The organism is Streptacidiphilus rugosus AM-16, assembly GCF_000744655.1.
Lineage (GTDB): Bacteria > Actinomycetota > Actinomycetes > Streptomycetales > Streptomycetaceae > Streptacidiphilus > Streptacidiphilus rugosus.
Map to the genome: position 1 here is coordinate 376,113 of NZ_JQMJ01000004.1, position 12,469 is coordinate 388,581.

Genomic DNA, 12,469 nt, shown 5'->3' on the forward strand with positions numbered 1-12,469 from the left:
GCCCGCCGCACGTGGTCAGGGCGTGCCGTCGGCGCTGTCCCGGCTCCGCCCGCGCAGGGTGACGACGAGCCAGCACGTCCACCCGATCGGCTGCAGGAGCCAGAAGCTGAGGCCGCGGTAGAGCAGGGTGGCGGCGATCGCCTGGTCGGCGGGCACTCCGTAGAGCACCAGCAGCGCCGTGAGCGAGGCCTCGGTCACGCCCAGGCTTCCCGGGGTGATCCTGAGGCTGCTGAAGAGCTGGGTCAGGGTGTAGGCGAGCAGCAGGCCGCGCCAGGGGACGTGCGCGTCCAGGGACAGCAGGCACAGGGCCAGCGCCGCCGCGTCGCCGAGCCAGTTGAGCCCGGACAGGAGGAACGGGCGCGTCCACTTCTGGGGATCGGGCTGCAGCGACGCGGCGGCGCGGACGACGTCGGCGAGGGAGGCCTCCGCCCTGGCCAGGGCGGGACGGGCGGCGCCCAGGCGCCGCCACGCGCGAGCCGTGGCGCGGCGCAGCGCGGAGGAGAGCGACAACAGGCCGATCAGCAGGGCGAACGCGGCGAAGGCGGCGGCTCCGACGAGCACCGACTCGCGCAGACCGGGGGCCGGACCGGACGGGTCGGCCAGCAGCGCACCGGCCACGAGCAGCACGCCCAGCACGGTGAGGCTGACGGCACCCGCCACGGCCAGCGACGCGGCGGCGGCGGTGAAAGCCACGCCGCGCCGCTGCAGCTGCCGCACCACCCAGCCGAGCGACAGGACGCCTCCGGCCGGCATCACCCCGGCCATCGCGTTGGCGCCTGCGGCCAGCGCGGTGACGGTCCCGAGGCGCGACCGCGCTCCCGCCGCACGGAGCAGCCACAGCTCCAGGGCGGCCAGTGAGAGGAACGAGACCGTCTCCAGCACGGCCGCCAGAACGAGCCGGTCCGTCTCGACCTGGCCCAGCAGGTGCAGTACCGCGCGCAGCTCCCGCCGGTGCGTCGCCGCCAGAAGTGTCCCGGCCAGCGCCACGCAGGCGGCGCTCGACCACCAGAGCAGTCGGCGTCGGCCGCCCGGCGCCCTCTCCGGCCGCAGCGCTGCCGCGCTCGCGTCCTCGACGGGCCCGGACACGGCCCTCGCACCCGTTCGTCCGCGCCGGTCAGTCCGCCGGCGGCAGTGCAGAGCGGTAGGCGGTGCGGCACGTCTCGCACCGCTGCCCCGGCAGGTCCTCCAGATCGGCGATCCGGCCGGTCTCCGCGTTCGGCGTCAGGTGGTAGCCGCACAGGCCTGCCTGCTCGTCGGCCCGGACGACGTGCCACATGTGGACGCGTCGGCCGCCGGGAACGGGCCGGTGCTCGGCCCTCAGTTCGTAGTGCTGCAGCATGATGCCTCCAACGCCGGCCCGCTCCCGCAGCGGCGAGCCTGGCGCGGTACTAGAGCCCCTGGGCGAGCAGGATCTCGTGGGCCAGGCGCGCGGCTCGGGCGGGGCGACCGGGGTCGGGCGCCCGGTCGGGGATCTCCTCCATGCCGTCGATGAGCGCGCGGACGGCCCGGCCGAGGGCCTGGACCCGCGCTTCCAGCAGTTCCGCGCGCTCGATGGTGCTTTCGAGGTCGCGTCCCTTCGGCCGCATGTCGGTGGACGGTGTCCCGGTCGGGGCGGGTTGGGTCATCGTGGACTCCTGGAGGTCGGCCGCCGGACACCCGGCGGGTGTACTCGTGCCGTCGTCGCGCCGGTCGAGCCGGTCGCGCCTCCCGCGGACGGGCGCAGTGACGCTCAGGACGCCGGGGTACGCACCCGGCGGGCGGCGCCGACCCGGCGAGGGCACACCACCACCATCCGCCTCAGGAGCGGTCGGAGCCAGGTCCGGTCGTCGCCGTCCGTGGGGCCACCCGGCCCTGCTGCGGAGGCCGGCGTGCGGAGGGAACCCTCACGCCGCCCGTCCAGGTGAACGCTCGTGCAGCAATGCGCCGATCCCGTCCATCAGCGGCAGCTCCTCGCGGCGGACGGCGACGAGTTCGCCGCCCTCACCGACGAGCGCCCGCAGCAGCGCGGCGTCCGCCGGGGCCGACCAGCACGCCGAGGCACGCAGTGGCTCCAGCTCCTCACGGGCCACGGCGAGCTGCCGGGTCACCGCGCCCACCCAGAGTCGTTCGCGGTCCAGCCGGGTCGGGGTGTCGACGATCAGCGCGGCCACCGCGGCCCGGCGCAGCGCCTGCGCCGTCGCGTCGAGCCCCTCGACGGCTGCCCCGTTCCTGGCACGTTCCTCGAGAAACCCGTCCACGTGACGCCGGTCCCCGGCGCTGAGCCGTCCCCCGACCAGGTACTCGAGCTCGCCTTCCAACAGCAACCGCCCGGGCGACGCCGGGGTCGTCACCGCGTCGATGCGCACGACGCGCTCGCGGTCGTGCTCCGGCAGCGACTCGAGCAGCACGGAGCCGGCCCATCGGTCGCCTGCCAGGACGACCACCTCGGTCCGGTTGCGCTCGGCGGTTGCCACGAGCTCGTCGGCCAGGGCCCTGGCCGCCTGACGCCACTCCCCGGCCGGCACGTGCCGGACGTCCGGCTCCGGCGGCGCGACGCGAATATGGGGCCACCGACCGCTCTGCGTCTCGGCGATCAGCCGTGACATGCCCCCGGGTTCGTGCACGCGGCGCAGTTGGATCGCAGTGCAGGCGATGTCGGGAGCGCGCTGGAGCGCGAGCGGCATCGCGTCCGGCACGAACGCGACCGCGGCCCGGTCCTCTCCCGGCGCCTGGGACAGGGGTTCGGCCAGTGCCAGCCTGCCGTGGGCGGCGAACAGGGCCAGGCCTCTGCCGGACACGTCGGAGTCATCCTGTGGCACGGCGTGCGCCAGTGCTCCCATGGTGGCCACGTCGGCGCCCTCGGCGACGAGTCGCTCTCGCAGGCGCTCCCACCCGGCGAAAGGTGTCCCTTGTTCGTCCCCGTCCCCGGTCGCCTCGAGGTAGGCGCTGGCGAAGGGCCCGGGACGGGCGTAGAGCGGACGGAGGAATGAGAGGTCCACGTCGCGCCTCCTTGTTCCGACGCGGGAACAGCCGTCTCCTCCCACGCTACGCGTCCTGTCCGCCACGGGGAGGGCCGTTCGGGCCGAACCCGCGCCGAGCGCGCCGCTCCGGCTCCGAGCCCCGTCACCCCGGTCGAGTGGGACCTGCCGGTCCGGGAGCCGACCGCATGGCGGGGCTTCAGGAGTCCTTCGCCGTCAGTTCGGAGCCCCAGGCGCGCGCCCGGTCCAGCTCCCCCGTGCGCAGGGGACCGTCGGCGCCCTCGACGACGAATCCGATCGGTTCGGCGACCACGTCATAGCCGTGGCGTCGCAGCCTGCGTGCGATGCCGTGGGCAGCGCCGCCGGAGGTGGGGAAGGCGGCGCGGGTGTCGAAGGCGGCACCGTGCGGGTGGCTGCCGGCCTTGGGCAGACTCTGCAGCCAGCTGCGGACACCGGGCCCCTCCGCGCCGGGCTCGGGCTCCTGGACGGGCTGACCCTCGGCGATCTTCTTCCGCTCGGACTCCACGCCCATCTTCCGCGAGAAGCCCGAACTCATGCCGTGGATGTGGGTGGGTCCGCCGACCACGAGCAGGTCCACCGGCCCGAGGCCCTCCGGGTCGGCCTCGTCCACTCGCAGGCAGTCGATCTCCGCATCGGGGTGGGCCGCGCGCACCCCCTCGCCGATGGCCTCGGCGACCTGTCGGGTGTTGCCGAACAGGCTCTCGTAGACGATCGCGACATGCATCACGGCTCATCTCCTTCGGTTGCGGTGTGCCACGTCCCGGCCGCGCCGAGCGCGGCCGGCTCACGTCCGCCCTGGTCCAGTCGGAACGGCGGGTACTGGTCCGTCATCAGGGCCGCGTAGGCGGCGACACGCAGTGCCCAGCGGTCCAGGCCGACGACGAGGTCGAAGATGTCGCGCGGGTACTCGGCGGTGAAGGCGAGGGCGACGGCGGCGATCAGGACCAGCAGGCCGACCAGTCCGATCGAGGCCCACGAACTCTCACTGCTGCCCACCAGGATGCCGACCACGAGGTACTGCGGGATGGCCAGCAGCCACCACTTGACCAGCACCAGACCCCGGGAGAGCCGCTCCGGGTAGTCGATGTCGAGCGTCGCCGGGTAGTCGGGCTCCTCACGCAGGCTGAAGGGCGGGTAGCGGTCCGTCGCGAGCGCCCCGTAGGTGTAGTAGGCGACCCGCCAGTTCCAGCGCAGCACACCGAGGTTGAAGTCGAACAGGGCACGCGGGTAGCGCTCGGTGAACAGGATCGCGAAGAAGGCGATCACGCTCACCACGAGGAAGGCGATCCACAGGAACGCCAACACCAGGTAGTGCGGGATCGCAAGCACCCATTTCACCAGCCACAGCCAGCGCGAGAGCGGGGCATCGAGTCTCGCCTCCACCCGCACCGGTCCTGGTGACCAGGACGGCACGGCCGTCGTCGGGGACGCCATCGCCGCCACCTCCTCGGGCTCGTGCGGGTCGCACCGGCCGGAGCGGCCCACACCGCCAGCCTGGCTCAGTGGACGCGCGGCGTCGTGGGCCGCTGCGCCCCGTCCGAGGTGGCCGAAGGTCCCGAACAGGCCCGGGGACCGCGCAGGCGGAGGTCAGTGGTGGAGCGGGGAGCGTCCGCCCCCCGCCCCGCGGATCACCGGTCCCCGGCGGGGCGGCCGGCCGCGACCGCCTCGGGACTGTCGGTGTCCCCGTGCCAGGTGGGCCAGCCGAGCAGGCGGGGGCGTTCGGTGACCCACGCTCGCGTGTCGGAGCCGATCTCGGCGTCGATCAGGCTCTCCAGGCGGGCCCGACAGCGCTCCACCAGGTCGCGGTGGGCCGGGTCGGCGGCCAGGTTGTGCATCTCGGCGGGGTCCTGCTCGCGGTCGTAGAGGACCACGTCGTTGTCGGCCAGCAGGGCCTCGGTGTCGGCGGGCCGGTTGGGGCGCAGCGGCGCGAAGTAGCGGCCGAAGGTGTAGCGGGCGTCCGAGTAGCCGCGCAGGAAGCCGCGCTTGTTCCAGTCCGGTCGCAGGTCACCGGAGGCGACCCGCGCGGGCGCGTCCGCGTCGGCGAACTCGAACCAGAACGACGCGTCCAGGGTGGTGATGGACTCGACGGCGGTGAGCACCCCGTCGCGCACGGACCGCCCGTGCAGCACCGGCATCAGCGAGTGGCCCTTGAGGGCGGGATGGCGGGTGGCGACGGTGGCGGGGTCGACTCCGGCGATCTCCAGCAGGGTGGGGGCGAGGTCCACGGCGGAGCCGAGGGCCTGGGTGCGGGCGCCGCCGGGCACGTCGGGGTGGGCGAGGATGAAGGGAACGTGGAAGTTCTCGTCGTAGACCAGGTTGCCCTTCTGGCGCAGTCCGTGGGATCCGGCCATCTCGCCGTGGTCGGAGGTGAAGACGACGACGGTGTTGTCCGCCTGGCCGGTCGCCTCCAGGGCGTCGAGCACGAACTCGACGCTGCGGTCGACGTCGCGCAGTGCGTTGAGGTAGAAGTTCAGGCCGTCGTACCAGTGCTCGTCGTCCGCGACCGGACCGAAGACCGTGTCGAGCATCCGGGCGTACTCCGCGACCGCGGGCGCCGCGCCGGAGAGGTCGTCGTGCAGGCTGGCGGGCAGGTCGAACTTCCAGCGGTGCCGGTAGACGGGGATGTTCGCGGCGGCGCGGGCGACGACGGCGTGGGCGAGTCCGAAGGGCAGCTGGACCTGGGAGCGGCCGCCGTAGTCGAAGCTCATGATGTCGTGCGGGTTCACGAAGTTGACGGCCATGAACCAGGGCTGGTCCTTGGCGACCACCGGCGCCCGGTTGCGCAGCCAGCGCACCGCCTGGCCCGCGATGACCGGGTCGATCTTGAGCCCCGCCCAGGCTCCGCCGTCGATGTCACCCCAGTCGTTGAACTCGCTGAACCCGTACGGTTCCAGGGCGTCGGTCGTGGGCCCCGGATTCTCGGAAGTCACGTACGCGTTCGACAGGTGCCACTTGCCCTGGTAGCTGGTGTAGTAGCCGGCGGACCGCAGCATCGTGCCGATCGTTCCCAGCTCGGGATCGAGCGGGCGGATGTACGGCATGTTGTCGTTGTCGTAGATCTCGGTGAGCGGCAGATGCTGCCCCGTGTAGATGACCGACCGGGCGGAACTGCACTGCGCCGAGGCGGTGTAGTAGCGCTCGAAGGTCGTACCGCGGGCCGCGATCCGCTCCCTGGCGGGCAGCGAGAAGCCCGGCGGTCGGGGAACCGACAGGCGCTCCTCGTCGGTGACGATCATCAGGATGTTGGGGCGCTCGGTCATGGCCTGCCCTTCGCTCGCCACGCTCGGACTGCTCGTCGTCCCCCGAAGGTAGGGCGGCTGCGGCGGACGGCCGGTCAGGACACGGCCGGGCACGGCCGGACGGGTGACCGGCCCGCCTTCGGGGGCGGCCGCTCCCGAAGGCCCACGTGTCGGTGCGGGTGAGCCGGCCGGTGATGCCGCACAGTGGCCCGGGGAGAGAGTGTTCCCGAACTGCGAAGGGGGACGACGCCGTGAGTGACGCCGCCTGGACCGGGGCGGCGGTCGCCGCGGTCGCCGCCGGTTACTCCCTGGTGTCGCGACGCCTGGCCACGACGCCGGTGTCCAGCGCGATGGTGTTCGTGGGATTCGGCCTCCTGCTGGGGCCGCTCGGCTGGAACCTGGTCAGCCTGGGACACGACAGCGCGCAGCTGCGCACCCTGGTCGAGGCTGCACTGACCCTGGTGCTCTTCACCGACTCCGCCGTGGTGCGCCCCGCTGACCTCCGCACCGAGGGCGCCCTGCCCGGACGGCTGCTCTCCGTCGGCCTGGTCCTCACCATCGGCGCGGGATGGCTGCTGGCCTGGGCCCTGTTTCCGGGGTTGACCGTCTGGGAGGCGGCCCTGGTCGGCGCAGTCCTGGCGCCCACCGACGCGGCGCTGGGCAAGAGCGCCATCTCCGATCCGCGGGTTCCGAGCCTGGTCCGCCAGACGCTCAACGTGGAGAGCGGTCTCAACGACGGCCTGGTACTGCCCTTCTTCGTGCTCTTCCTGGCGGCAGTACCGGGCACCTCGTACGCCGACGAGGGCACGGCCGGTACCTTCTGGCGCGCTCTGCTGCTCAGCCCCGCCGTCGGGCTGGCGGTGGGTGGGATCGGCGGCCGCCTGCTGAGGGTGTCCTTCGATCACGGCTGGGTGGCCCGGGACTGGCGGGAGATCTTCGTCCTCGCCGCGGCCGTCGGCTCCTACACGCTGGCCACGGCCACCCACGGCAGCGGCTTCATCGCCGCCTGGGTGGCGGGTTTCGCCTTCGCGGGCGTCTTCCGCCACGGCGAGGAGTCGCCCCTGGTGGTCGCCGAGACCACCGAGCTGGCCGAGTTCCTCGGCGGTGGCCTGGCCATGCTCAGCCTGCTGTTCTTCGGCGCCGTGGTGCTGGGTCCCGCGCTCCAGCACCTCAGCTGGCGCATCGTCGGCTACGCCCTGCTGAGCCTCACGGTGGTCAGGATGGTCCCGGTGGCGTTGGCCCTGGTCGGCAGCGGACTGAGGCGGCCGACCGTCGCGTACGTCGGCTGGTTCGGGCCGCGGGGCCTCGCCTCGGTCGTCTTCGGGCTGCTGCTCGCCGAGGAGCATCTGCAGGGGATGGAACAGATCGGCTGGGTGGTCGCGATCACCGTCGGTCTCAGCGTGCTGCTCCACGGCGCCTCGGCCGGAGTGCTCGCCCTGCGCTACGGGCAGTGGTACGAACGCGCGGCCGCCGAGCCGGGCCTGAGGGAGAGTTCCGCGACGCCGGTGACACCGCGTCGCCGCAGACTCGGTCCGGTCGAGCACCTCGAGAGCTGACCGCCGGAGCCTGGCCGGGCATGCCGCCATGGACCCTGAATGAATTTGCAGCAAGATTCAGGAAGACTTTGCGAAGAGTCTTGACGTGCCGTCTGCCAGGCGCGATCGTCTCGCCTGAGGCGCCGTGTCCCCGGGACGGCACGGCGCCCCGGGCAGGGTCAGGGCCCCCTTGCCACTCCCACCCACCCACGCGACGTCGCCGCCCGGCCGTGCCGCACGGCCGCGCCGACGCCGCGACCTGCCCTGGAGGCCCACATGAGCCGCAGACCCCTCCGGCCGAGACGGACCCGGCCCGGACATGTCCGGGTCCGGTTCCGGCGTTCCGCGACGCTGGCGGCGACCTTCGCCCTGCTCGGCGGAGGCGGGGTCGCCGCCTCCGCACCCGCCGTCGCGGCCGCGCCGACGGCGATCAGCCTGCCTGGGACCTTCGACTCGGCCATCGGGTGCTCGGGTGACTGGCTGCCCGCCTGTGCCCAGGCACAGTTGACCCTCGCCGCCGACGGCCGCTGGAAGACCTCGCTGAACCTGCCCGCAGGAAGCTACTCCTACAAGATCGCCGTCAACGACGCCTGGACCGAGAACTACGGCGCCGGCGGGGCGCCCGGCGGTGCGAACATCGCCATCACCGTCCCGGCCGGTGGAGAGCGGGTCGCCTTCGTCTACGACCCCGACACCCACGTCGTGACCGACAACTCCGCCATGCCCGTCGTCACCGCTGCGGGCGACTTCCAGTCGGCGCTGGGCTGCACCGCGAACTGGGCCGCGTCCTGCGCGGGCACCACGCTGACCGACCCGAACGGCACCGGAATCTACTCGTGGTCCACCACCGCCATCCCGGCGGGCACGTGGAACACCAAAGTGACGCTCGGGCAGTCCTGGAACACCAACTACGGCGCGGGCGGGGCCGCGAACGGTGCCAACATCCCCTTCACCGTCCCGAACGGCGGGGCGACCACGACCTTCGCCTACAACGCGGCCACCCACCTGACCACCGTCGTGAGCGGGAACGGTCCGGCCGCCCCGCTGAACACCCTGGGCGCCCTGTACACACCCACGGCGACCACCTTCCGCCTCTGGTCGCCGGACAGCTCCAGCGTCTCCGTCAACGTCGGCGGCACGAGCCACCCCATGAGCCCGACCACGCTCAGCGGCTACTCGAACGTCTACCAGACCGTGGTCAGCGGCAACCTGCTGGACCAGGGCTACCAGTTCTCCGTCAACGGCGTCGCCGTGCCCGACCCCTACGCCCAGATGGTCAGCCCCGGGACCACGCAGGGAATCGTCGTCGACACCGCCGCCGTGACCCCGACCGACGGCGGCTGGGACCCCCGCCCCGCCCTGGTCGACCGCGAGGACGCGGTCGTCTACGAGCTCAGCGTCCACGACTACACGATCGACCCGAGCTCCGGCGTCGACGCCGCGAAGCGGGGCAGGTTCCTCGGCCTGGTGCAGACGGGCACGACCTACTCCGGGGTCAGCACCGGGATCGACCACCTCAAGCAGCTGGGCGTCACCGCGGTCCAGATCATGCCTTCGTTCGACTTCGGCAGCACCGTGCCCAACTGGGGCTACGACCCGGTGGACTACAACGTGCCCGAGGAGCAGTACTCCCAGTTCACCGCGCCGGAGGACCGGATCCGCGAGTTCAAGGACATGGTCAACGCGTTCCACCGGAACGGGATCCGCGTGATCATGGACGTGGTCTACAACCACACCCTCACCAAGAACGTCTTCGGCAACATCACCGGCAGCTACTACACGCCGACCGATCTCTCCGGCACCGGCGACTCGATCGACGACGGCAACCCGATGGTCGCCCGGATGATCCAGGACTCGCTGGAGCACTGGGTCAGGGACTACAACGTCGACGGCTTCCGCTTCGACCTCGCCGGCGTCCACTACGCCGCCGACGTGTACTCCTGGGCGAACTATCTGGAGACCACCTACGCCGACCGCGACCTGATGCTCTACGGCGAGCCGTGGAACGGCGGGGCGAGTGACCCCAACGAGGCGCAGAAGGTGCGGTACGGCACCATGCCCACCCTGTCTCCGGTGCACTTCGGAGCCTTCAACGGCGTCTATCGCGACGCCATCCGCGGCGGCACCAACGACAATGTCATGGCCTTCATGGGCGGTTCGGGCAACCCCTCGGCCATCGCCTTCGGCCTGACCGGTTCACCGACCGACGCCGACAGCACCGCGGCGGTGTCCAACCTGTGGACCCCGGCGTTCGCCGTCAGCCCCGAACAGACGATGAACTACGTGTCGATCCACGACAACCTCAACCTCTACGACAAGATCACATACTCCGGCGCGACCGGCGGCGCGACCGGCACCGCCGGACGCATCGACCGCCTCGCCGTCGGCACGGTCCTCGCCTCGCAGGGTGTCCCGGTGATCGCCGAAGGCGACGAGTTCCTGCGGTCGAAGGTCGTCAACGGTGACTACGCCACCGCGATGAACTCCTACAACGCCCCGGACACGGTCAACGCCGTCCACTGGGGCGACATGATCGCCAACGCGAGCGTCGTCGCCTACTACCGGGACGCCATCGCGTTGCGCAGGGCCACCGCCTCGCTGCGACTGACCAGCTGGCCGGCCGTCAAGAACCAGATGACCACCCAGGTCAACGGCTCGGTCGTGGCCGCCATGATCAGCTCGAATCCGGCGGCCCCGACGACCTACGACACGGTGGTGGTCGCCAACCCGACCGGCAGCGCCTACCACGTCACCCTGCCCGCCGGGAACTGGACCAAGGTGCTCGACACCAACGGCGCCACCTCGGCCACGGACAACTCCTGCGACGCCCAGGCGGTGACCGTCTTCACCAGAAGCTGACCCGCCTCGACGCCCCGCGTCACCCACCGCGTCGGAACGGAGCAGGAGGGGGCCCGTCCCTCAGGACGGGTCCACCGGCAGCCACCAGCCGTCCTCCCGCTCCGCCCGAGCCCGTGGTCCTCCGGCCGGGGGACGGACCAGATCGTCGCGGCGGACCCGGGGGATCACCCGGTACCGGATCGATCCGCGCGCGCTCACCAGGGCGAGCACCCGCCACAGGCACCGTGCGTAGTGCTCGGCCCGCTCGGCCCCGTCCCACTCGTACACGCCGCGATAACGGCCGCGTTCGTCGGCGGCGAGCCACAGCTTCGACCCGAAGCCGGGAAAGCCGACGAAGAGCGGGGTGTTGAGAAGGCTCACCCAGCGGAACAGCGTGTGGCCCCGCCCGCGAACCGCGCGCAGCCGGAAGGCGACGACGAGCGCGCAGGCGTCCGGGGCCGTCCGGTTGTCCAGCCTGGTCTCCCGGTAGACCAGGGCCGACGTGCCGTCCGCGAATCGCAGACGTTCACCGACCTGCGTCCGGGGCTGCCGGACGCGGCCGGATGCCAGCAGCCGCGCGCTCACCACGACACACCGCGCCACCGCGGGCCAGGCCTGGCGGGGCGGCAGGGGTCGGTACCCATGGACCTGGGTCGACGTCGTGGCCATGGTGCTCGCTCCGTCCGTGGTTCAGCCGCGGGCGCGGGGCGCCCAGGAGGGGCCCTCGTCCAGTGGCTGGTCCTGCAGGGCGCTCCAGGAGACGGGCCCGAGCAGGTCGGCGTAGCGCTGGAAGACATCCAGGAAGAGGTCGTCGACGGCCAGCAGGCCGACCAGACGCTCCTGGGAGAGGACCGGGAGCCGCCGCACCCCGCTGCGGCGGAAGGCGCGGTAGGCGTCGGCGAGATCGGCGTCGGCGGGGATCGTGACGACGGGCTCGGACATGATCAGCGTCACCGGGGCCCCTGGGTCGAGGCCCGGGGCGACCGCCCGCACCGCGACGTCCCGGTCGGTGACCATCCCGAGCGGCACGCCGTCGACCGTGACCAGGACGCTGCCGACGCCGTGCGCGTGCATCGCGACGGCGGCCTGCCGGATCGGGTCCCCCGGACCCACGGTCACCGTCGGGGAGTTCATCAACTCTCTGACCAGCATGGCCCGCTCACCCCTCGGTCCGGATCGTGGCACGCCGGGTGTCGTCCTCCTCGAAGCCGAGACGCGAGTCGAGCCCGACCACGCCGTCCGCCCCGCGGCACAGCCGCTCCACGACGGGCACCAGGCTGCGGCGCGGGACTCGGCCGTCCAAGGTCACCACGCCGTCGACGACGTGGACCTGGACCGCGCCGGGATCCAGCGACAAGGTGCTGCGCAGCACGTCGTACTCGATCTCCTCGCGGATCGCCCGGTCGCTGCGCAGGAAGAGGCGCAGCAGGTCACGGCGGCTGACCATGCCGATCACCCGGTCCGTGTCGTCCACCACGGGCAGGCGCTTGACGCGATGCTCCTTCATGGCACGCGCAGCCTCCACCACGCTCCAGCCGGAGTGCGCCGTGAAGACGGGCGTGGACATCACGTCCTGCGCGGTGGCCGCGGCCACGCCCGGCTCGAACTCGGACGCGGGACGGGGTGCGGGGCCGCGCCCTTCGGGGTCGGCCTGCGCGGCCTCCTTGCGCAGCAGGTCCGCCTCGGAGACCAGCCCGATCAGGCGGCCGGAGCCGTCCAGCACCGGCACGGCGCTGATCTCCTGCTCGGCCAGGATGACGGCGATCTCCTTGAACGGCGTGTCGGCCTGAACGCTCGTCACGTCACGGGTCATCAGGTCATCGACGAAGCGGTGTCTCATCACGCTCTCCTTCCCGAACCGGGTTGCCCGGCAGTCGGA

Annotated in this window: 12 protein-coding genes; 2 read left to right on the plus strand and 10 right to left on the minus strand. The window is 72.3% G+C overall.

Annotated elements, in window-relative coordinates; translation table 11 throughout:
* Window positions 1–15: 15 nt before the first annotated feature.
* From BS83_RS10540 to BS83_RS10570, 7 genes are all read right to left on the minus strand, one after another.
* Window positions 16–1,086 carry a lysylphosphatidylglycerol synthase transmembrane domain-containing protein gene (locus BS83_RS10540; RefSeq protein ID WP_198035207.1) on the minus strand — a complete coding sequence of 357 codons (1,071 nt, stop codon included), beginning with the start codon at window positions 1,084–1,086 and terminating at the stop codon, window positions 16–18.
* A gap of 28 nt (window positions 1,087–1,114) precedes the next feature.
* Window positions 1,115–1,339, minus strand: a complete 225-nt coding sequence (locus tag BS83_RS10545) for a hypothetical protein (RefSeq protein ID WP_037603538.1) — start codon at window positions 1,337–1,339, stop codon at window positions 1,115–1,117.
* Window positions 1,340–1,388: 49 nt separating this feature from the next.
* Window positions 1,389–1,625, minus strand: a complete 237-nt coding sequence (locus BS83_RS10550) for a hypothetical protein (RefSeq protein WP_037603539.1) — start codon at window positions 1,623–1,625, stop codon at window positions 1,389–1,391.
* Between the two features lie 258 nt (window positions 1,626–1,883).
* A complete protein-coding gene (locus tag BS83_RS10555; protein ID WP_037603540.1) occupies window positions 1,884–2,978 on the minus strand; it encodes a baeRF2 domain-containing protein in 1,095 nt (364 codons plus the stop codon).
* Window positions 2,979–3,156: 178 nt separating this feature from the next.
* Window positions 3,157–3,705, minus strand: coding sequence for a flavodoxin family protein (locus BS83_RS10560; RefSeq protein WP_157597113.1), 549 nt, complete (start codon window positions 3,703–3,705; stop codon window positions 3,157–3,159).
* On the minus strand, window positions 3,702–4,412 hold the full coding sequence (locus BS83_RS10565) for a DUF4389 domain-containing protein (RefSeq protein WP_051945318.1): 711 nt from the start codon (window positions 4,410–4,412) through the stop codon (window positions 3,702–3,704). Before BS83_RS10565 ends, BS83_RS10560 begins: the two co-directional genes overlap by 4 nt.
* A gap of 194 nt (window positions 4,413–4,606) precedes the next feature.
* Window positions 4,607–6,238 carry a sulfatase-like hydrolase/transferase gene (locus BS83_RS10570; protein ID WP_051942907.1) on the minus strand — a complete coding sequence of 544 codons (1,632 nt, stop codon included), beginning with the start codon at window positions 6,236–6,238 and terminating at the stop codon, window positions 4,607–4,609.
* Between the two features lie 230 nt (window positions 6,239–6,468).
* Here BS83_RS10570 and BS83_RS10575 point away from each other — a divergent pair, with 230 nt between their 5' ends.
* A complete protein-coding gene (locus BS83_RS10575; protein ID WP_037603542.1) occupies window positions 6,469–7,773 on the plus strand; it encodes a cation:proton antiporter in 1,305 nt (434 codons plus the stop codon).
* Window positions 7,774–8,028: 255 nt separating this feature from the next.
* On the plus strand, window positions 8,029–10,611 hold the full coding sequence (locus tag BS83_RS10580) for a pullulanase X25 domain-containing protein (protein ID WP_051942908.1): 2,583 nt from the start codon (window positions 8,029–8,031) through the stop codon (window positions 10,609–10,611).
* Window positions 10,612–10,671: 60 nt separating this feature from the next.
* Here the strand turns inward: BS83_RS10580 and BS83_RS10585 are convergent, their stop codons facing one another.
* Genes BS83_RS10585 through BS83_RS10595 form a run of 3 tightly spaced genes read right to left on the minus strand, consistent with a single transcriptional unit; the run spans window position 10,672 to window position 12,430 of the window.
* Entirely contained in the window at window positions 10,672–11,259 is a 588-nt protein-coding gene (locus tag BS83_RS10585; RefSeq protein ID WP_051942909.1) for a hypothetical protein, read from the minus strand.
* A gap of 21 nt (window positions 11,260–11,280) precedes the next feature.
* Complete coding sequence (locus tag BS83_RS10590) at window positions 11,281–11,742, minus strand: CBS domain-containing protein (RefSeq protein WP_037603543.1); 462 nt, start codon at window positions 11,740–11,742, stop codon at window positions 11,281–11,283.
* Window positions 11,743–11,749: 7 nt separating this feature from the next.
* On the minus strand, window positions 11,750–12,430 hold the full coding sequence (locus BS83_RS10595) for a CBS domain-containing protein (protein ID WP_037603544.1): 681 nt from the start codon (window positions 12,428–12,430) through the stop codon (window positions 11,750–11,752).
* Window positions 12,431–12,469 lie beyond the last annotated feature (39 nt).